At 70.3% G+C, this 17,880-nt stretch carries 20 protein-coding genes and 1 pseudogene; 7 read left to right on the forward strand and 14 right to left on the reverse strand.

All coding sequences use genetic code 11. From position 1 onward, the window contains the following. Positions 1–26: 26 nt before the first annotated feature. Positions 27–1,226 (reverse strand): MFS transporter, encoded by a 1,200-nt coding sequence (locus AB0J46_RS39310; protein WP_364339696.1) that lies wholly within the window; start codon positions 1,224–1,226, stop codon positions 27–29. 78 nt (positions 1,227–1,304) lie between these two features. Here AB0J46_RS39310 and AB0J46_RS39315 point away from each other — a divergent pair, with 78 nt between their 5' ends. Next, a complete protein-coding gene (locus tag AB0J46_RS39315) occupies positions 1,305–1,874 on the forward strand; it encodes a TetR/AcrR family transcriptional regulator (RefSeq protein WP_364339698.1) in 570 nt (189 codons plus the stop codon). An 88-nt stretch (positions 1,875–1,962) separates the two neighbouring features. On the opposite strand, the gene AB0J46_RS39320 is transcribed toward AB0J46_RS39315, so the two are convergent. Continuing rightward, entirely contained in the window at positions 1,963–2,796 is an 834-nt protein-coding gene (locus tag AB0J46_RS39320) for a type II CAAX endopeptidase family protein (RefSeq protein ID WP_364339700.1), read from the reverse strand. A 56-nt stretch (positions 2,797–2,852) separates the two neighbouring features. Here AB0J46_RS39320 and AB0J46_RS39325 point away from each other — a divergent pair, with 56 nt between their 5' ends. Further along, on the forward strand, positions 2,853–3,707 hold the full coding sequence (locus tag AB0J46_RS39325; protein ID WP_364339702.1) for a TetR/AcrR family transcriptional regulator: 855 nt from the start codon (positions 2,853–2,855) through the stop codon (positions 3,705–3,707). Positions 3,708–3,780: 73 nt separating this feature from the next. Here AB0J46_RS39325 and AB0J46_RS39330 read toward each other — a convergent pair whose 3' ends face one another. The 5 genes from AB0J46_RS39330 to AB0J46_RS39350 are packed head-to-tail and all read right to left on the reverse strand — an operon-like array spanning position 3,781 to position 8,680. After that, a complete protein-coding gene (locus AB0J46_RS39330) occupies positions 3,781–4,617 on the reverse strand; it encodes an urease accessory protein UreD (RefSeq protein ID WP_364339704.1) in 837 nt (278 codons plus the stop codon). Then, entirely contained in the window at positions 4,614–5,318 is a 705-nt protein-coding gene (gene ureG / locus AB0J46_RS39335; protein WP_364339706.1) for an urease accessory protein UreG, read from the reverse strand. The genes AB0J46_RS39330 and ureG overlap by 4 nt, the downstream gene beginning before the upstream one ends. A 25-nt stretch (positions 5,319–5,343) precedes the next feature. Further along, the gene (locus AB0J46_RS39340; RefSeq protein ID WP_364339708.1) at positions 5,344–6,018 is read right to left on the reverse strand and encodes an urease accessory UreF family protein; all 675 of its coding nucleotides are present in this window, start codon (positions 6,016–6,018) and stop codon (positions 5,344–5,346) included. 60 nt (positions 6,019–6,078) lie between these two features. Beyond that, complete coding sequence (locus AB0J46_RS39345) at positions 6,079–8,013, reverse strand: urease subunit alpha (RefSeq protein ID WP_364339710.1); 1,935 nt, start codon at positions 8,011–8,013, stop codon at positions 6,079–6,081. Beyond that, positions 8,006–8,680 carry an urease subunit gamma gene (locus tag AB0J46_RS39350; RefSeq protein ID WP_364339712.1) on the reverse strand — a complete coding sequence of 225 codons (675 nt, stop codon included), beginning with the start codon at positions 8,678–8,680 and terminating at the stop codon, positions 8,006–8,008. Before AB0J46_RS39350 ends, AB0J46_RS39345 begins: the two co-directional genes overlap by 8 nt. Positions 8,681–9,336: 656 nt before the next feature. Between AB0J46_RS39350 and AB0J46_RS39355 the strand changes: the two genes are divergently transcribed. Together AB0J46_RS39355 and AB0J46_RS39360 are read left to right on the forward strand one after the other, a co-directional pair. Further along, complete coding sequence (locus tag AB0J46_RS39355) at positions 9,337–9,660, forward strand: hypothetical protein (RefSeq protein WP_364339714.1); 324 nt, start codon at positions 9,337–9,339, stop codon at positions 9,658–9,660. A 141-nt stretch (positions 9,661–9,801) separates the two neighbouring features. Continuing rightward, positions 9,802–10,944 (forward strand): hypothetical protein, encoded by a 1,143-nt coding sequence (locus AB0J46_RS39360; protein WP_364339716.1) that lies wholly within the window; start codon positions 9,802–9,804, stop codon positions 10,942–10,944. A 202-nt stretch (positions 10,945–11,146) separates the two neighbouring features. Here the strand turns inward: AB0J46_RS39360 and AB0J46_RS39365 are convergent, their stop codons facing one another. Both AB0J46_RS39365 and AB0J46_RS39370 read right to left on the reverse strand, forming a co-directional pair. Further along, positions 11,147–11,323 carry a hypothetical protein gene (locus tag AB0J46_RS39365; RefSeq protein WP_364339718.1) on the reverse strand — a complete coding sequence of 59 codons (177 nt, stop codon included), beginning with the start codon at positions 11,321–11,323 and terminating at the stop codon, positions 11,147–11,149. Positions 11,324–11,715: 392 nt separating this feature from the next. Next, positions 11,716–11,907: pseudogene (locus tag AB0J46_RS39370) on the reverse strand (hypothetical protein); the annotation flags it as partial. A gap of 173 nt (positions 11,908–12,080) precedes the next feature. On the opposite strand from AB0J46_RS39370, the gene AB0J46_RS39375 reads away from it, so the two are divergent. Beyond that, the gene (locus AB0J46_RS39375; RefSeq protein ID WP_364339720.1) at positions 12,081–12,461 is read left to right on the forward strand and encodes a metalloregulator ArsR/SmtB family transcription factor; all 381 of its coding nucleotides are present in this window, start codon (positions 12,081–12,083) and stop codon (positions 12,459–12,461) included. Beyond that, positions 12,461–13,360: a cation diffusion facilitator family transporter gene (locus AB0J46_RS39380; RefSeq protein WP_364339722.1), complete on the forward strand. Its 900-nt coding sequence runs from the start codon at positions 12,461–12,463 to the stop codon at positions 13,358–13,360. Before AB0J46_RS39375 ends, AB0J46_RS39380 begins: the two co-directional genes overlap by 1 nt. Before the next feature lie 158 nt (positions 13,361–13,518). Here the strand turns inward: AB0J46_RS39380 and AB0J46_RS39385 are convergent, their stop codons facing one another. The 5 genes from AB0J46_RS39385 to AB0J46_RS39405 all read right to left on the reverse strand — a co-directional run bounded on the left by AB0J46_RS39385 (position 13,519) and on the right by AB0J46_RS39405 (position 17,314). Continuing rightward, a complete protein-coding gene (locus tag AB0J46_RS39385; RefSeq protein ID WP_364339724.1) occupies positions 13,519–14,163 on the reverse strand; it encodes a DUF305 domain-containing protein in 645 nt (214 codons plus the stop codon). Next, entirely contained in the window at positions 14,160–14,771 is a 612-nt protein-coding gene (locus AB0J46_RS39390) for a DUF3105 domain-containing protein (protein ID WP_364339726.1), read from the reverse strand. Before AB0J46_RS39390 ends, AB0J46_RS39385 begins: the two co-directional genes overlap by 4 nt. Positions 14,772–14,857: 86 nt before the next feature. Next, the gene (locus AB0J46_RS39395) at positions 14,858–15,886 is read right to left on the reverse strand and encodes a hypothetical protein (protein ID WP_364339728.1); all 1,029 of its coding nucleotides are present in this window, start codon (positions 15,884–15,886) and stop codon (positions 14,858–14,860) included. Next, positions 15,883–16,080: a hypothetical protein gene (locus AB0J46_RS39400; protein ID WP_364339729.1), complete on the reverse strand. Its 198-nt coding sequence runs from the start codon at positions 16,078–16,080 to the stop codon at positions 15,883–15,885. The genes AB0J46_RS39395 and AB0J46_RS39400 overlap by 4 nt, the downstream gene beginning before the upstream one ends. 118 nt (positions 16,081–16,198) lie before the next feature. Next, on the reverse strand, positions 16,199–17,314 hold the full coding sequence (locus tag AB0J46_RS39405) for a cation diffusion facilitator family transporter (RefSeq protein ID WP_364339731.1): 1,116 nt from the start codon (positions 17,312–17,314) through the stop codon (positions 16,199–16,201). A 307-nt stretch (positions 17,315–17,621) separates the two neighbouring features. Between AB0J46_RS39405 and AB0J46_RS39410 the strand changes: the two genes are divergently transcribed. Then, a complete protein-coding gene (locus AB0J46_RS39410; RefSeq protein WP_364339733.1) occupies positions 17,622–17,786 on the forward strand; it encodes a hypothetical protein in 165 nt (54 codons plus the stop codon). Positions 17,787–17,880: the final 94 nt, after the last annotated feature.

A 17,880-nucleotide genomic window follows, 5' to 3' on the forward strand; every position in this document is an offset into this window, starting at 1 on the left:
AAGGAGGATCGGAAAGGAAGAGCAGGTCAGCAGTGGGCCGGAGTGGACGCGGAGACCGGAGTGGCCGGGTGGGTCGGGCGCGGACGGGTGGAGGCGGCGTGGGCGGTGACGGCCGCGGCCAGCGGCAGCAGCGCCAGTGCCGGGAGCCAGTGGCCGCCCAGGGCGGGCAGCAGATTGGCGCCCAGCAGGCTGCCCAGGCTCATGCCCAAGTACAGGGCCGAGGCGTTGAGAGCCAGCAGGACCCCACGCTGCTCGGGCAGCAGCTCCACCAGCCGGGCCTGTTGCGGGGCCATGAACAAGGTGTTGAAGACGGCCCAGAAGGCGAACACCGCGACCCCGGCCGCCGGCACGGCGGGTGCACCGGCGAGGGCCAGAAAGGCCAGGGTCAGCCCTGCCAGCGCGACGGCGATGGTGCGGCCGCCGCCCAGGCGGGCGTAGACGCGGGAACCGGCGGCGTTGCCGACCATGCCCAGCGCGCCGAACACGAGCAGCGTCAGCGACACCAGCCCCGGGCCCGCGCCGAACCGGGCGGCCAGGTAGGCCCCGGCGACGCCGTAGACGGTGAATTGGGCGGTCAGCACCAGCAGTGTGGTGGCGATCATCAGTGTGGCGCCCCGGGTTCGCAGCGCGGCGGCGAAGGCGCGGGCGGTGGGGGCCGGGCCCGGTGCCACCGGTGGCAGCAGCATCGCCAGCAGCGCGCCCGCCACCAGGGTCAGAGCGACCACGGCGGCCATGGTGGCGCGCCAGCCGATCGCGGTGCCCGCGGCCGAGGCCAGCGGCACGCCCAGCACGGTGGCGGCGGTCATCCCGCCGAACACCACCGCCAGCGCGCGGGGCCGCTGCTCGGCGGGCACGATCATCGAGCCGGTGGCCGAGGCGGCCGGTCCGAAGATCGCCGCGCCCAGCCCGGCGGCCACCCGCGCCGCGGCCAGGGCGGTGAAGTCGGGCGCCATCGCGCCGGCGGCGCCGCCCAGCGTCATCAGCGCCAGGCCCACCAGCAGCGCGGTGCGGCGGTCCAGGCGGCCCAGCGCGATCGCGGCGACGGGGGCGGCCAGGGCGAACACCAGCGCGAAAACGGTGACCAGGGTGCCGACGGTGGCGGCGGGCACCTTCAGGTCGGCAGCGATCGGGCCACTGAGGCCGACGACCGCCAGTGAGGCGGTCCCCAGCGCGAAGTAGCCCAACGCCAGCGTGAGCAGTGCAGGGGTGGAGGAACGGGGGCGCATGCCCCCTCCTTTCAATACGGACCGTTGCGTATGAGATTTAAATACGGACCGTTGCGTATGTCAAGTAGAGTGCAGTCCATGACCGGACGACCCCGCGACCCCGCCGTCGACGACGCCATCCGCCAGGCCGCCCTGAGCCTCATCACCGAGCAGGGCTACCGGGGGGTGAGCATGGAAGGCATCGCCGCCCGCAGCGGCGTGTCCAAACAGGCGGTCTACCGCCGTTACCCGAGCAAGGGCGAGGTGATCCTGGACGTGCTGGCGGTCTACGCCCGCACCCGGCTGCCCACCCCCGACACCGGCGACCTGCGGGAGGACCTGCTGGCCCTGCTGGAGGCCACCTTCGCCGGACAGCGCGGGGTGCCCGGCGCACTCAACCAGGCCCTGGCCGCCGAGGCGTTGCAGGATCCCGCCTTCGCCGAGCGCGTGAGCCGCGAGCTGATCGCGGCGCGCCGCCAGGCGGTCCGCCAGATCCTCACCCGCGCGCGCGAACGCGGGCAGCTCGCCCACCCCGATGACGATCTGCTCGTCGATCTGGTCTTCGGGCCGATGTGGTACGCGCTGCTGTTCGCCCCCGGCAGGCTCACCGACGCCTACGCCGCCGCCCTCGCCGACGCCGTGATCGCCGTGGGCACCCACGCCGGGTGACCCACGCCTGGGCCGCTCGGGAACTGCAGGCGACCGCCTACATGAAGGCGACCAGGCCATCGAGCCCAGCGCCAGTAAGCGCTCGCCCTCAACCTCTCTGGTGGCCGGGCCCTTGCCGGCCGGCCGGCCGCGTTCCGGCGGCTCGGCATGATCCGAGGCACAGGATGCCCACGGCGGCCACGACGGTGAACACAGCGGATGTCAACGAGGCGACGGGGTTGTCGTAGTCCGGGATATAGGCGGCGGTGACGTTGCCCATCGCGTGCATCAGGATCGCCGCCGACACGCCGCCGGTGGCGTTGTGCAGGCCGATGATGATCACCCGTAGCGCGACCGTACCCAGGAACCAGCCGCCGATCCAGGCCGCGCCATGACCGGCCTGCAGGAGCGGGATCACATGCCACACACCCCAGAAGGCCCCAAGGAGCAGCCCGGCCCCTACCGTGCCGAACCGGCGTTGTATCGGATCGGAGGCGTAACCGGTCCAGCCCAGTTCTTCGCACGCGGCGCTCACCACCGCCGCAGCGAACACCAGCGGCAAGACCGCCGGCGGCGTCGGAAGCACCGAGCCGGCTTCGCCGGCGAGCCACCCGAAGGTCCACGAGAGAGCACCGATCGCGGCAGGCAGCGACACCGCGGCGACATACCAGCGGGCCCGTCCCGCGGGCCGGTCGACGACGCGGGCCAGCAGGCCCGTGACAGCGGCCGGGCCGCCGTCGCGGTAGGCCAGAATCGCGGCGGCCAGCACCGGCAGCACGAACATGGTCGCGCTCGCGGGCAGCTCCATCGCGCCGATGCGGATGGTGGGAGATACCGCCCCCAGGACGTAGAACGGCACCGACAACACGCTCACGAGCACCAGGAACCGCACCGGGTGTCCGGTGCGGTCGCGTACAGAACGGTCGGGCTCCGACACCTTCACGGGCTCACCACCACCTCTATTGGGACTCAATATCCCAAGTACCATAGACTACGGGCGTGAGACGAGAGACACCGGAGAGCGGCCTGGCCCGACGCCGCAAGCGATTGTCCGACGAACAGACCGCACGACGGATGCTCGACACCGCGGCCGCCACCGTCGAAGAAGCCGGGCTGACCGTGAGCCTGGACCACATCAGCTTCGAAGAGATCATTCGTGACGCCGGCGTCGCCCGCAGCGCCGTCTACCGCCGCTGGCCGTACAAGGATCTGTTCTTCAGCGACCTGCTGACCGAGCTCGCCAAAGGCGCCAGCCCGGCCATCACCGACGCCAATCCCGGCGCGCTGCCAGCGGCGGCCCGCACCCTGCTCGCCCATCTCGACTGGGCCCGCACACCAGGTCTGCGCCGCGCACTGGCCGGAGAGGTACTGCGGGAAGGCGCGCTCGGCGAGTTCGGGATCTTCCACCGGTCACCGGCCTGGCGCACCTATCTCGCGCTGCAGGCCACCTTCCGCAGCCTGCCCGACAGCGACCTGCGCGCCGAGGTCCAGCGGTCTCTCACCGAGTCGGAACGCTCTATGGTCACTGACGTGGCCACCGCCTACTCCTGGGTGGCGAGATCGATCGGCCTGCGTCCGCACGCCGGCATCACCTTCGAGACAGTGGCCCGCCTGGCCGTCGCCACTTTGCGCGGGCTGATCCTGATGGCACCCAGCAATCCGGAAATCATCTTCCAGCGGTTCCAGGCCAATCCGTTCGGAGCACCCGAGCCCGCCGAATGGTCGGAGCCCGCACTGGCGATCGCGTCCGTAGTGCTCGGTCTCCTGGAGATCGACCCCGAGGTCGAATGGACCGACGAGCACGAACGCTCGATCGCAGCCGGCCTGCGAACCGGGCGATGGGCGACGAGCTGACAACCGCGCCAACGCCGCCAATGGGATGAGCGATGTCGTGACGCCTCAGCTGCACGGCGGTGCCGCTGGATGTTCAGACGATGGGGTGCGCCGCGTCCAGCAGGCGGCGCAGGTGCAGGGTGTCCGGGGCCAGTGCGGTGATCAGGAGGGCGGGGCCGGCCAGCGGGGTCAGCACGGCCTGGCCGGTTTCCGGGTCGTCGCCGAACAGGCGGGCCTGGGATGGGCGCTGGTCCAAGGCGGGGTCGACAAGCAGGATCTGGCCGACGGCGCGGTGACCGGCCGCGACGGCAGGGCCGTCCCAGCCGGGCGCGCCGGGCCCGTACCTGGTCTGCTGGTCCAGCAGAGGACGTGCGTCGCGGCGGACGGTGAGGCGGGTGGACAGCCTGCCCGGCCCTTCGCCGGAGCGGCCGAGGACGACTTCTTCGCGCAGCAGGAGCCGCGCCGTGGGGGCCAGGTCGATGATGCAGCTTTGGCGCAGGTTGCTGCGGGCGGCGGATATCAGCGGCTGAGGCAGCCAGTGCAGGCTGGCGTGGTCGGCGACGGTCAGGTCGATGTCGTAGGTGGCGTGGGCGGTGGTGGGGCCGCGCAGGGCGATGGTGGCGGCGGCGGTGGTGATGTGCAGGTGGGCGCCTGGTCCGGCGGTGGCCTCGATGCGCAGTCGGTCGCCGCCGAGCGGGGCGCTCATGGCGCCGAGGATGCACACCCGTGCCTGGTCGCCGTGCGAGCGGGCACGACGCAGGTCGAACGGGCCCTCACCGGCGAGTACGGGCAGGACGGTGGTGCCGTGGGCGCGGGCGGCCCTGATGCGGGCGGTGGCGTGCACGCCCGGCACGACGTCCTCGGCCGGTGTGGAGGCAGAGGGTGGGACGGAGGTGGTGGCCGGTGCGGACGGCAGGCATGCCCGGCTCATGCCGGGCCCGCGGTCCACGCGGCCAGGCGCTCGCGGATCCACTCGGCCACGGGAGTGATGCCTCCCGTGCTCTTGACCGCGGTCAGCACGGTGGGCAGATCGTCGCGCTGGGCCTTGGCGTCGCGAGCCATGGCCTCCAGGTCGGCGCCGACGTGCGGGGCGAGGTCGGTCTTGTTGATGACGAGCAGGTCGGAGGTGGTGACGCCGGGCCCGCCCTTGCGCGGGATGTCGTCACCACCGGCGACGTCGATGACGAAGACCTGCGCGTCGACGAGGCCCTTGGAGAAGGTCGCGGTGAGGTTGTCGCCGCCCGATTCGATGAGGATCACATCGAGCGGACCGAGGCGGTCCTCAAGGTCTTCGACGGCTTGCAGGTTGGCGGAGATGTCGTCGCGGATGGCGGTGTGCGGGCAGGCGCCGGTCTGCACGGCGGTGATGCGCTCGGCGGGCAGGACGGCCTCGCGCAGCAGGAACTCGGCGTCCTCTCGGGTGTAGATGTCGTTGGTGACGACCGCGATGGACAGCTGTTCGCGCAGCGTGCGACACAGGGCGGCGACGGTGGCGGTCTTGCCGGAGCCGACCGGCCCGCCCAGGCCGACGCGCAGGGCGCGACGTTCGCCGGGACGCTGAGCCGAGCCGCCTGAGCCGCTGGGGCCGGGCGCGTGGCCGTCGGGGAAGACGTCGCTGTGGTGCAGGTGCATGGCTGCTCCCAAGGGGGTGCGGTGGTCAGGAGGCGAACAGGCGGGCCGGGCGCGTGATGTGCTGTTCGGCGGCGATGTCGAGCAGCGGCGCGGAGGCGGCCGGCAGGACGGTGGTCCCGTCGGTGTGGACGCGGTTCGCGGCCTCGGCCGCATCGGCCGCGATGTGGTCGATGTCGGCGGCCAGGCGGGCCAGGACGGCGGTGGCGTCGAAGGGGTCGAGCCTGAGCAGGCGGACGGCTGCGGCGACCGGACCGCTGACGCTCTCGTACGCCGCCGCGTGGGCGGCGTCCAGCGGGGTCAGCCCCGCGCCGCGGGCGGTCAGGCCGAGCACCACGCTTTGATGGGCGCCACGCGGCCGCGCGCCGGCCAGGGCGTCGAACTCGGCGCAGGGCCAGGCGGCCCGGGCGGCGCGCAGCAGTTGCCGTCCCAGGCTGCGCGAGGTGTGCCGCAGGGCGGGGGCGGCGGTACGGGCGTCGGCCGCCTCCTCCAGCAGCAGCGGGTCGTATCCGGCGGCGGCCGCAGCCGCGAGTGCGGCCGCGACCAGGCCGGCCGTGTGCAGCCGGCCGCGACAGAACTCCTCCAGGCTCGCCACGTCCCGGACCCGTCCGGCCGTGACGGCCTCCTCGGCCCCGCCGGAATGGGCGTGCCCACCGGCGGGGAAGCGGCCATCGGCCAGGACCAGCAGGGCGGCGTGGTTCATCGCGGGCGGGACGCCTTTCGTTCGCGCGGGACGTTCACGGAATCGATCAGGGGGCGCCGGTCAGAACAGGAAGTAGCGCTGGGCCATGGGCAGGGTGTCGGCGTACTGACCGCCGTCGACGAGTTGGTGGTCAATGTCGGTCTTGACGTCCTTGGCCTTGGCCCCACCGATCTCGACCTCGAAGGTGTCAGGGTCGATGTGGATGTCGGGGCAGGCGTTGTTCTCGCGCATGTCGGCCTTGAACACCTTGCGGGTGTTGCGAATGGCGGTGAACGGCTTGCCCACGTTGACCCGTTCCGCCAGGCCGGACCGGATGGCGTGGTCGGTGACGAAGTTGACCGCGTTGGCGGCCGGCGCCCGGCCGGTCGCGCCCCACATGGGGCGGGGCAGGATCGGCTGCGGGGTGGTGATGGAGGCGTTGGCGTCGCCCACCTGCGCGTAGGCGATCTGGCCGCCCTTGATGACCCGGTGCGGCTTGACGCCGAAGAACTTCGGTTCCCACAGCACCAGGTCGGCCAGCTTCCCCACCTCGACGGAGCCGACCTCGTGGTCGATGCCGTGCGCGATGGCCGGGTTGATGGTGTATTTGGCGACGTAGCGGCGGGCGCGGCGGTTGTCGGCCCCGTCCTGGTCGCCGTCCAGTGGGCCGCGCCGGGCCTTCATGACGTGCGCGGTCTGCCACGTCCGGATGATCATCTCGCCGATGCGGCCCATCGCCTGCGCGTCCGACGACATGATCGAGATGGCGCCGAGGTCGTGCAGGACGTCCTCGGCGGCCATCGTGGAGGGCCTGATCCGCGACTCGGCGAAGGCCAGGTCCTCTGGCACCAGCGGGTTGAGGTGATGGCAGACCATCACCATGTCGATGTGCTCGGCGACCGTGTTGACGGTGAAGGGCCGGGTGGGGTTGGTGGAGGCGGGCAGCACGTTTGGCAGCCCTGCCATGGTGATCATGTCGGGGGCGTGGCCACCGCCCGCGCCTTCGACGTGGAAGATGTGGATCGGATGGTCGCCGATCGCCTCGATGGTGTCGGCCACCGCGCCGGCCTCGTTCAGCGAGTCGGCGTGCAGGGCCAGCTGGACGCCGGTCTCCCGGCACACCTCCAGGCAATGGCGCAGCACGGCCGGGGTGGCCCCCCAGTCTTCGTGGATCTTGAACCCGAGTACGCCAGCCTTTATCTGGTTGTAGAGGGACTCGGTCGACATGGTGCTGCCCTTGCCGAGCAGGCCGATGTTGACCGGGAAGGCGTCGAGCGCCTCGAACAGCCTGGCGACGTGCCAGGCGCCGGGCGTGACGGTGGTGGCGGTGCTGCCTTCGGCGGGGCCGGTGCCGCCGCCGATCAGCGTGGTGACCCCGGCGGCCAGTGCCTCGTGCACCTGCTCGGGGCAGATGAAATGCACGTGGGTGTCGATGCCGCCGGCGGTGAGGATCTTGCCGTTGCCCGCGATGATCTCGGTCTCGGGGCCGATCAGGAAGTCGGTGGCCCGCTCGTGCCCGTCGTGCAGCCGGTCCATGGTCTCGTCGTTGTAGGCCTTGCCGAGCGCGACGATCCGGCCGTCCCGGATGGCGACGTCTGCCTTGACCACGCCCCAATGGTCGAGGATCACCGCGCCGGTGATGACGGTGTCGGGTGGCTGCGGAGCGCCGAACCTCTCGCTGTCGCGCGGAGCGCAGGACTGGCCCATCGACTCGCGGACGACCTTGCCGCCGCCGAAGACAACCTCGTTGCCGCTGCGTCCCGGGCCGCCGGCCCAGTCCTGGCTGATCTCGATGCGTAGGTTGGTGTCGGCCAGCCGGATCCGGTCGCCGAGCGTCGGGCCGTACCGGTCGGCGTACTCCACCCGGGTCAGCGGCTGATCGATGGGCAGGATCTCCGCACCGGGCCCGCGCTCCCGCAGGGGGCCCTCCGCCGTCTGCGCGGCGAGCACGCCTGGTGTCTGGTCTGCTGCGGTGTCAGCTGCGGTGCCGGCCGAAGCGTCCAGGGCTTCATCCATCGAGCTGCCCTCCGACCTGGCCGCGCAGACCGGCGACGATACGCCGGCCCTCGATGGGCACGAGCTTCACCGTCCGGGTGCATCGGGGTTCGAACCGGACCGAGCTGCCGGCCGGGATGTGCAGGCGCTTGCCGTAGGCGAGGGAGCGTTCGAAGTCGAGGCGGGGGTTGGCCTCGTAGAAATGGTAGTGCGAGCCCACCTGGATGGGACGGTCGTCGGTGTTGGTCACCTCCACCGTCGTGATCTCGCGATTCGCGTTGAAGGGCACCTGCGTGGCGCCCTCCGGGTGGTCGATCTTCCCCGGGTGGATCGGCGACTGCGTCCGCGTTCCCTGCTCGTCTCCCTCGCCGTTGTGGTCCTCGGTGTCGGCGAAGGGGTTGCGGATGGTGACCAGCTTGGTGCCGTCCTCGAACGTCGCCTCGATCTGCAGGTCGGAGATCATTTCCGCGACGCCAGGCATGAGGTCGCCCGGGGAGAGGATCTTGTTGCCGGTGGACATGAGCTCGTGGACGGACTTGCCGTCCCGGGCCGCCTCCAGCACGTGTGCCGTGATCAGCGCGACCGTCTCCGGATAGTTGAGCTTGACCCCCCGTTCCTTGCGCTTGCGGGCCACGTCCGCTGCCACATGGATCAGCAGGCGTTCCTGTTCATGCGGAGTCAGATGCACCCGCCACCTCGCCTTCGCTCTGCGGATCGCCTGGCATGACCGGCCTGGGATCACGTCACCGTCCGCTGTTTCGGCCAAGAAATGATCACCCCGGCCTGGTGCTCCGGCTCCTGGTGATCAGTACTTGGTTGCCTGCTGACGGTAATTCGACGAATGCGGAGAGTGATATGACGTGAAGGTGAGGCCAGGGTCACACCCCTGGCACAAAATCTGTATTACCCGTCACGCATGACGGACAGTGAGGAAGGCTTCCCCGCAGACGTGTGCCGTCGGACCAGCAGAAACTGCTCGCCGAACGCAATGCCCCGCCCCCTCGGCCCCGAGGGCCACCCCGCCCCGCCGTGACCCGGCGCCGAGCGTAGCCCTGAAGCACCTGGCCTGCCCATCGAAAGCCGGACGCGTTGGGCAGTCTTGCCGATCAGTGACGGGCACAGAAGAGACTCCTGCAGACTCCGCCCTGAACACGCCATTCTGTTCATTAGCTGAAATGTAGGCAGCGCCGGTAACGTCCCAGCGCGGGCCGGCACACATACGAAAGCGTACCTTCAGTCATCGAATCGGCCCTTGCTCAGCGTCTGCGCTTCCATCAAAAGTCTTGCCGGCCAGGAATATCCGGCATCGAACAGGCATGCCCTCTGATCAGCGAAAGGATCGCAATGAGAAGGCGCCACTGGTTAGCTCTGATCCTCGCGAGCATTCTCATCGTCCTGCCGTTCTCGACCCAAGCGTCCGCCCAAATACTCGCCTACGCATGGACCACCGCGGGCACCGGTGCCGGGTATTTCTGGGACACCTACCCCAACAGCAGCTCCCCCGGCTGGTACATCTCCATTTACGACAACGTCAGCGGCGCCGGCTCGGAAGACATCTACTGGAGCAGCTCCAGCGTCGAGAAGATCCAGGCATGCAACCGGGACAAGCTGTCCAACGGCACCATCAGAGTGCTCAACTGCAGCAGCTGGGTCTCCACCGGCAATTGACCTCCACGCAGAGCACCGGCCTGAGGGGCTGCCAATGTTCTCTCGTCCGGTCTCCGTGGTCGTGCACTCTTGTACGAATCATCATGCAGCGATCTTCTCTGCACCCGCCTCGTAAACTCAGCCGCTCATCAAGGACGCCAAATGGCCGATACACCGGACTACGCGCAGGTTCAACCCAACCGTCGTTCCAAGCGTTCCCGCCGCACCACGCTTACCGCAGCGGTCGCGAGCGGAGTAGCCGTCGCGGCAATAGTCACCGTCACAATCTCTGTTCTGTCCAAGCCGGAAACCTCCTCGGCCGGCAGCGGAACCGCTTCCGTCAGCTCAGCACGAGCCTCGGCGCCTGAACCCATCGAGAATCTGTGGCCCGCAGCAGTGCACGAAGTGCCGGCCAAATTACCCGACGGCAGAAAAGTCCGGCCGCGACTGATGGTGGACGCCACCAAAGTCCTCCTGACCGCCGAAGCCGGCTTCGAGAAGGCGAACGGCCTCTACACCTACGACGTGAACAGCGGCGAGGTGGCCAAGCTCGCCGACATCACCCTCCCGGCCGGCACCACCCTCTTCCCTGACGGCTTCACCGCAGGCCAAGGCCGGGTCGCCTGGTGGACCGCACGCGGCGCCGCCGACAAGCGAACCGCCGACATCTGGACCGTCCCGACGACCGGCGGCAAACCGCAGCTCGTCACCTCCGCTCCCCTGCCGCCCGCCTCATCGGCCGGCTTCGTCACCGGGATCGCCATCACCCCTGACCGTCTCGCCTGGTCAGCCGGGAACGAGGGCGTCTTCACCGTCGACATCAACGGCGGGCAACCGCAGCCCGTGGACGGCACACAGGGACAGCACATCCTGAACTGGCCCTGGGTCGGATCACCCGGGACGTTCGGCGGCAACGAAGCCCCCTTCCAGTCCGTCATGAACATCGAGACCGGCGAGAAGCGCGCCCGGACCGCCTTAAAGCCAGGCAGCCCTGTGGCCTGCGGCATCACCCTCTGCGTCACACACCTCGACCGATCCGCGGCGGCGCAGGTCCAGGGCCGGGACGGGCGGACACGGCACGAGATGGACGTGACGGGAGTCGCGCCACAACCTCTCCAACAGGACCGGTTCCTGTCAGCCCAACTGCCCGATCGTGCGATCGTCCACGACGTGCGGTCAGGCGTGTCCGCCGAGATCCGCGGCATCGACACCCGGACCCGCTACCGCGCCCCGGCCGGCAGCAACATCGCCCTCTTCAGCCGCGGCGACAAGTTCGTGGTCGTCGACCTCACTGCCATTCACTGACCACTCTTCCGCTGGTGGTGGCCTTCGACCGCCGAAGGGAACTCCGACCGCCGTGCTGAGATCCCGCTCGTAGGGGCCGAAGGTGAAGCCTGCAGACCTGCAGGAAGCGGCCGAGCCCTCCACCAAGGCGCCAACGGCCGCTCTTGAGGGCTTAATCTCCATGTCTGTTTGCCGTTGTCGTGGAGCGGCTCCTGTCGTGCGATCAACCGGAGGCGCACAACCTGTTGAACTCCGCGACGTCCGCATTGATGTCCGCGATCACCTGGTTGGGGTCGCCGCCGGTCATGCCCGTCAGGCGGAAGCTCAGTTCCTGGAACTCCGCGGCCAGCCGCCTGATCTTCGCCCCTACCGCGCCCTGCGCGTTGAGGGCTGCGCCCATCAAGTCGCTGTACGTCTGCTGAGCCGCGGCCGCCTGACCGCTTGGGCTGGTTCCGGCATCCCTGCGGTAGGCGGTCAGGGCCGCCGCCGTCTCGTCGCAGCCGACGGACCGGATCTTCAGTGGCGGTGGAGGGGAATCCTGGACGGCCTGCGTGTGACTCGGTGGTTGGGACGTGCTGGACTCAGGCGATGAGTCCACAGGCGATCGTGAGGGCTGGGTGACGACCCGACCCGGTGGGGATGGACTGGAAACCACTGTGCCGGGCGGGGTCTTGGGCGGCATCAAGTAGGCGAAGAGCGCGACCACGGCTGCGATCGAACCCGCCAGAGCGCTCACTGCCGTCCAGTTCAGGCGCGAGCCTGCTCCCCCGCCACCCGCTGATCCGCTTCCGGTCATGTTCTGATGGTGGCCGAGCCGCCGCACTCGGTCCAGGACGACTCCTGCGAATGTTCTTGATCTGCAGACAGCCCCGGCACCGATCGCACTCTGTGGTCCTGTCTGACTTCGTTCAGGCCGGGCTGAGGACGTAGAGCGGGCCGGCCTACAAGAGGGAGCACCACGTCCAGCGCGCACTGCGAGCGGCCGGCGATTGTGGGTGGTGAAGCTGCTCGGCGGATTGCTGCTCAGCCGGCCTGCGCGCACTGAACGGCGGGCTGCTCTGGATGCGGCTGTTGCCCTGCTCACGCGTTGTTGACATTCACCGCATAGGCGACAGAATACACATATGAACAGTTCTTCAGCTGAGAATGTGTTGATCGTGGACGGTTGTGCCGTCAAGGTGGTGGACGCCGACCGGGTGTCCGCGGTGTGCGAGCGGATGCCCGCTGCCGAGGACCTCACCGACACGGCGGACATCTTCGGCCTGCTGTCCGACCCCAACCGGCTGAAGCTGCTGGTCGCCCTGCTGGACGGCGAGCTGTGCGTGTGCGACCTGGCGGCGGTGACCGGGCAGAGCGAGTCCGCGGTCTCCCACGCGCTGCGCCTGCTGCGTGCCCATCGCATCGTGGCCGCCCGCCGCTCGGGCCGGATGGCGTACTACCGGCTGGAGGACCCGCACGTACGGATGCTGCTGGACCTGGCGCTGGCCCACACCGAGCACACCGAGGCCATCCACCCGGAGCGGGAGGGCGAGCGCTGATGGGCGTGGGTCACGGGCACGGGCACGCCGGGGCCCGGCACCGGTGGCGGCTGGCGGTCTCGTTCGTCCTGATCGGTGGATTCTTCCTGGTCGAGCTGGCCTACGGACTGATCTCCGGGTCGCTGGCCCTGATGTCGGACGCCGGGCACATGGCCGCCGACGTCGTCACGCTCGGCGCGGCGCTGGTCGCCACCAGGATCGCCGCTCGTCCCGACACCACCGGCCGGCGCACCTACGGCTCCTACCGGGCCGAGGTGTTCGCCTCGCTGCTGGCCGTGGTTCTCATGCTGGGCGTCGCCGTCTATGTGGTCGCCGAGGCGATCGGCAGGATCGGCGGCCCGGCCGAGGTGTCCTCAGGGCCGATGCTCGTGGTGGGCGCGCTCGGGTTGGTGGTCAACCTGATCGCCCTGTTCCTGCTGCGGTCCGGCGCCAGTGAGAGCCTCAACGTCAAGGGCGCGTACCTGGAGGTGGTGGCCGACACGGCGGGCTCGGTCGGCGTCATCGCGGCGGGGTGGCTGATCACGGCGACCGGCCAGGTGTTCTGGGACACGGTCATCGCGCTGGCCATCGGCGTGTTCGTCGCCGTACGTGCGATCTCGCTCGGCCGGCAGGTGTTCGCGGTGCTCGGCCAGCACGTGCCCGAGGGCATGGACGCCTCCGTCGTGGCGGCCGATCTGGCGGCCATCGAGGGCGTGCGCGACGTGCACGACCTGCACCTGTGGACGCTGACCTCCGGCATGAACGTCGCCACCGCCCACCTCGTCACGGGCGACCAGAGTGACAACCACTCCGTCCTCGACCAGGCCCGTGACCTGCTGCGCACCCGTCATGGCGTCGCGCACGCGACCCTGCAGGTGGAGCCGGACGGCCACACCGGCTGCGACGAGGTCGGCTGGTAGCCGGCGGCTCCGGCACGAGTGCGATCACCAGGGACTTGACGTTGTCGAGGAAGGGATCGCGCCTCTTGGCCCGCGACGCCTGCTGAGGGACGGTCACGAGTGGCCCGGATCGGGCGTTCTCGTCCGTCCGGGGTCCGGGTCAGGTTCGTCGGCATGCCTCACCCGGCCTGAGGCGACGGTCCGGCCGCGCCGCGGGCGGCGAGCATGCCGCGCATCAGCTCGATCTCCGCCTTCTGGGCGGCGAGTATCGACCTCGCCATGCGTCTCACCTGCGGCTGGCCGCTCCCCTGCGCCGCCTGAGCCATCTGCACGCCGCCCTGGTGATGCGGGATCATCAGGCGCAGGAAGAGGGTCTCCGCCTCCTTGCCGCTCGCCTGTTCCAGCTGCTTGAGCTGGTCGCGGGTGGCCATGCCGGGCATCTGGGCGGACTGCGGTCCCATGCCGGGCATGTTCTGGTGGCCCTGACGCATCCAGGCCATGCGGGGCTCCAGCGACGCCTGGGGCAGGCCCCACAGGTCCAGCCAGGCGTACATCTGCCCGATCTGCTGCTGCTGGGTGGTCGCGATGTCGTAGGCGAGCGTCCTGACCTCGCGGTCGGTGGTGCGGTCGCGGATGATCAGTGCCATCTGTACGGCCTGCGCGTGGTGGGCCTGCATGTCACGGGCGAAGTCGGCCTCCAGCGACGCGTCCCCGGGCGGGCCCGCGTACCAGAGGCGGAGGCCGAGGCCGGACAGTGCGAGCGTCAGCACGGCGGTCACCGCCACCAGGATCCCGCGCCGCCGCAGGAACGCCGGGAACCTCATGCCGACGGCTCCCCGATCCCGCCGCTGCAGGACGCGCCCGGCTCGGGCGTCCCGGGGCCGTTGATGTTGGCACGCAGGAACGCCGTCAGCCGCGGGTCGTCGGCGTCGTCCAGCTTGAGCTGCTTGCCCCAGGCGCTGAGCACGACCGGCGCGGACAGCCCCGTGTACGGCGACAGGACGACGAAGTCGCGCCCCTGGGCCTGCTTGTAGAGGATGTCCAGTTGGTCCTTCGGCAGCCCCGGCTGGAAGGCGATCCAGACGGCTCCGTGCTCCTGGCTGTGGACGACGTTCTCGTTGCGCAGGGGCTTGCTGTAGATGCCGCAGTTCTGCCATTCCGGCGCGTGGTCGCCGCCGACCGGCGGGGCCTGCGGGTAGCTGACGACCTTGTCGGTGTGGTTGCGGCTGCTCACGTTGATCGTCTGGACCGCGTCCAGCGCCCGTCCGGCCCGGTCGTCCAGGACGAACGCCGTGGCCGCCGCGGCCATCCCGGCGGCCGTGATCACCGTGGCGCTGATCATGACGATCCGTCGCCGGCGCTCCGCGCGCCGCTGCTCGGCCTGCAGCGCGGAGAGCCGCTCCTTCAGCGTGCCCTCGGCGTTCTTGCCCATCCGCTACCTCCGACCACGTGCTTCTACAATACGTAGAACTTCTACAGTACGTAGAATATGGATGCCGTAAGCGGATTCCGTCTCGCTCATCCGAGGGGGCGCGCGTAGAGGGAGAACGACTTGTCCCCTACGGGGCCTTGGGTCAGGCCCATGCACAGCAGCGGCCCGGTGTCGGACGACGTGAGAACCGCGAGTCCTTCGGGTTCGCGGGGGACGAGGTTCCTGGCCGTGCGGTCCAGGATCTGCTGCTCCACCTTTCCGCTGGGCAGGTGGATGCGGTAGAGGCGGATGTTCCCCGGCGAGGAGACGGGGTTGGCGGGGCCGTAGGCGCTGCCGAGCAGCTGGTAGGCGTGGTCGGCGTGCAGGGCCATGCCCTGGAACGGCAGTCCGAGGGCGGCGCCGGGCTGCGGCAGGTCGGCGAGCGGGCGAAGGCCGCCGGGGGTCGTACAACGCAGGTCCACGAGCCGGAGGCGCGGCTCGCCGGCCACCTTGTAGCGCAGCAGCAACCGGCCGGCGTCGGGATCGAGGGCCGCGGCGTTGCTCGTCGAGCCGGGCAGCGGCCGCCAGGTGGTCAGGCACCGGCTGTCCGGGGTCAGAACGGCGCCGTCGATGAAGGGGAAACGGCAGATGCCGCGGCCGTAGCCGGAGGCCGGGCTGGCGTCCCACTCGGTCCACAACATGGTGTCGCGGCCCGCGGCCCGCTGCACGCCCAGGGCGCCGCCGTGTCCGAAACCCAGCAGGTACATCGCTCCGGTGAGGGTGCCGTCCAGGGACAGGCGGTTGAGGCACAGATCGCCGCGCCGGACGCGTTCGGCGTGGGTACGGGCGTGGCTTTCTCCGTCCAGGCGGACGCCGCCTTGCATGAGCTGGAGGGCGTACAGGTGCCTGTCGCGTTCGTCGAAGGCGAAGGACTGCAGCACGGTGCCGTGCAGCAGGCGTCCGCCGCGCAGCAGGATCCGGCCGGTCGAGGCGAGGCTTCGCGAGTCGGCCGTCGACGGTGACGCCAGGGCGGCAGGCGGTCCGGCGAGTGCGAGATCCACCGCGGCGGCCAGCGCGACGATCGCGCCCGTACGCAGTGCTTCGCGACGGTTCGGCGGGGGCGGCCGAGGAGTCATCGGGTCATCCCGGGGCCGGCGCGCACGGTGAGCCGCGTGCCGTCCCCCGTCACCCTTCCTCGGGGATGCGTCATGCGGACGGGTTCGGCTCGTACGGTGGGAGCGGTCCGGTACGGGCCGCAGGGCTGCGGGGCGGAGGTGGCGGGCGGGACGGCCGCGACGAGGGCCACGGCGAGCGCGAGCGGGGGATTCACCAGGTCCTCCTGACGAGAGGCGAAGCGGCACGGTGTCACGCCGGGCGGACGCCTTGCCGTCGGGGTCTTCCGAGGCGACTCGGCCGCGGGCCGCCCGGGGCCGCGGCCGTGCCTTCGATCACGTGACGTGGTCGCCGTCGTGGCAGGTGGCGGCCCAGTTCGCGGCCGTGTGGTCGGCAGCGGCGGAGGCGGTTGCCGCGACCGCGGCGTCGTCGGGCCGTGGTGAGTGATGGGTGGGGCCGTGCGGGTCGGGACAGTGCGGTGTCAGGCGTCGCAGCGCGCCGTTCTCGTCGAAGGCGTGGCCGTCGGGCGTGACGTGGTCGACCTGCAGCGTGGTGTGCCCGATGTCGTGGCGTTCGCGCAGCAGCCGTTCGACGGCCAGGCGGGCGGCGTGGCAGTCGGCGCCCGGAACGACCAGCACGTGTGCCGACAGCGCGGGATAGCCGGAGGTGACCTCCCAGATGTGCAGGTCATGCACCTCGACCACGGTGTCGATCGCGGCGATCTGGCGGCCCACCTCGGCCGGGTCCAGCCGGGCGGGAGCGGCCTCCATGAACACCCGTCCGGCGTCGCGGACCAGGCCCCAGCCGGCCTTCAGCATCAGGGCGGCGACCACGAGGGCGGCGATGGCGTCGGCGCGGTTCCAGCCGGTCAGCCAGACGACCAGGCCGGCGATGGTGGTGCCGATGAAGGCGTACAGGTCGTTGAGTATGTGCTGGAAGGCGCCCTCGACGTTGAGGCTCGAACGGTTGGCCTTCGACAGCAGCCAGGCGGCGGCCACGTTCACGACGATGCCGGCCAGCCCGGTCGCCACCACGTACAGGCCCTCGACCGCGGGCGGCTCGACCAGGCGACGCACGCCTTCGAAGGTGAAGTACGCCGCGAGCAGCAGCAGGGTGATGCCGTTGACCTGGGCGGAGATGATTTCAGCGCGTTTGAGGCCATAGGTGAAGCCGCCGCGCGGCGGCCGGGCCGCGATCCGCATCGCGACCAGCGCCAGCACGATCGCCATGGCGTCGGTGAGCATGTGCCCGGCGTCGGAGATCAACGCCAGCGAACCGGCGATCACGCCGATCACCACCTCGACGGCCATGAAACCGGCGAGCAGCGCGAGCGCGCCGCGCAGGTAACGCCGGTCGGCGTCCGCGCTCACCGCATGCCCGTGGCCGTGTCCATGACCGTGTCCGCGGGGGTCGTCGTCGTGACGGTGGTCGTGACCCTGCTGCTCAGACATGCCTGGAGCTCCTCGGAGGGTGGGCGACGTGGGTGATGGCCAGATGCAGCGGGGGCCCGCACTCCGTAACATCTGACTGGATGTTCATATGTACAGATGCTGGACGCTGTAGCCCCGAAGGTCAAGAGCTCCTGGCGGCGATCGAGGCTTTACGCATGAACATCTGATCAGATGTTTAAACTTTCCGTAATGCGTCAACTACACAACGTAGAAGTTTGCCGGTCAGGAATCCCCGGACCTGGTCGCGCTCTACAGGTTCCCCTGCACCGGTGCAGCCACACGCACCCACCGAGTGAAAGGAACACCGATGACCGACCCCCACGACCACGAGGGCCACGACCACCACCCCGCGGGCCCCTGCGTCCCCGGCGCCGAGAACGACTGCGCCGACGATCACACCGCGACGACCGTGCAGGACCAGGGCTGCGGCGCCGGTCACTGCCACGACGACCACGGCACGACCGCGTCCTAGCCGCCCCGGCGGCCCGCCCCTCGGCGGTCGGGCCGTCACCTCGCCCGCGCGGCCGATCCCGCTCCGGCTCGTCCATGGAACGACGCCGGAGCGC

The sequence above is a fragment of the Nonomuraea sp. NPDC049758 genome, from assembly GCF_040674635.1.
GTDB lineage: Bacteria > Actinomycetota > Actinomycetes > Streptosporangiales > Streptosporangiaceae > Nonomuraea.

What these genes read in the sequence shown, in the direction of transcription:
- AB0J46_RS39315 (WP_364339698.1), top strand. Translation starts at nt 1,305, where the DNA reads ATGACCGGACGACCCCGCGACCCCGCCGTCGACGACGCCATCCGCCAG.
- AB0J46_RS39380 (WP_364339722.1), top strand. Translation starts at nt 12,461, where the DNA reads ATGGGCGTGGGTCACGGGCACGGGCACGCCGGGGCCCGGCACCGGTGG.
- AB0J46_RS39410 (WP_364339733.1), top strand. Translation starts at nt 17,622, where the DNA reads ATGACCGACCCCCACGACCACGAGGGCCACGACCACCACCCCGCGGGC.
- AB0J46_RS39405 (WP_364339731.1), bottom strand. Translation starts at nt 17,314, where the DNA reads ATGTCTGAGCAGCAGGGTCACGACCACCGTCACGACGACGACCCCCGC.
- ureG (WP_364339706.1), bottom strand. Translation starts at nt 5,318, where the DNA reads ATGCACCTGCACCACAGCGACGTCTTCCCCGACGGCCACGCGCCCGGC.
- AB0J46_RS39330 (WP_364339704.1), bottom strand. Translation starts at nt 4,617, where the DNA reads ATGAGCCGGGCATGCCTGCCGTCCGCACCGGCCACCACCTCCGTCCCA.
- AB0J46_RS39390 (WP_364339726.1), bottom strand. Translation starts at nt 14,771, where the DNA reads ATGGGCAAGAACGCCGAGGGCACGCTGAAGGAGCGGCTCTCCGCGCTG.
- AB0J46_RS39365 (WP_364339718.1), bottom strand. Translation starts at nt 11,323, where the DNA reads ATGGGCGCAGCCCTCAACGCGCAGGGCGCGGTAGGGGCGAAGATCAGG.
- AB0J46_RS39355 (WP_364339714.1), top strand. Translation starts at nt 9,337, where the DNA reads ATGAGAAGGCGCCACTGGTTAGCTCTGATCCTCGCGAGCATTCTCATC.
- AB0J46_RS39345 (WP_364339710.1), bottom strand. Translation starts at nt 8,013, where the DNA reads ATGGATGAAGCCCTGGACGCTTCGGCCGGCACCGCAGCTGACACCGCA.
- AB0J46_RS39310 (WP_364339696.1), bottom strand. Translation starts at nt 1,226, where the DNA reads ATGCGCCCCCGTTCCTCCACCCCTGCACTGCTCACGCTGGCGTTGGGC.
- AB0J46_RS39360 (WP_364339716.1), top strand. Translation starts at nt 9,802, where the DNA reads ATGGCCGATACACCGGACTACGCGCAGGTTCAACCCAACCGTCGTTCC.
- AB0J46_RS39385 (WP_364339724.1), bottom strand. Translation starts at nt 14,163, where the DNA reads ATGAGGTTCCCGGCGTTCCTGCGGCGGCGCGGGATCCTGGTGGCGGTG.
- AB0J46_RS39395 (WP_364339728.1), bottom strand. Translation starts at nt 15,886, where the DNA reads ATGACTCCTCGGCCGCCCCCGCCGAACCGTCGCGAAGCACTGCGTACG.
- AB0J46_RS39340 (WP_364339708.1), bottom strand. Translation starts at nt 6,018, where the DNA reads ATGAACCACGCCGCCCTGCTGGTCCTGGCCGATGGCCGCTTCCCCGCC.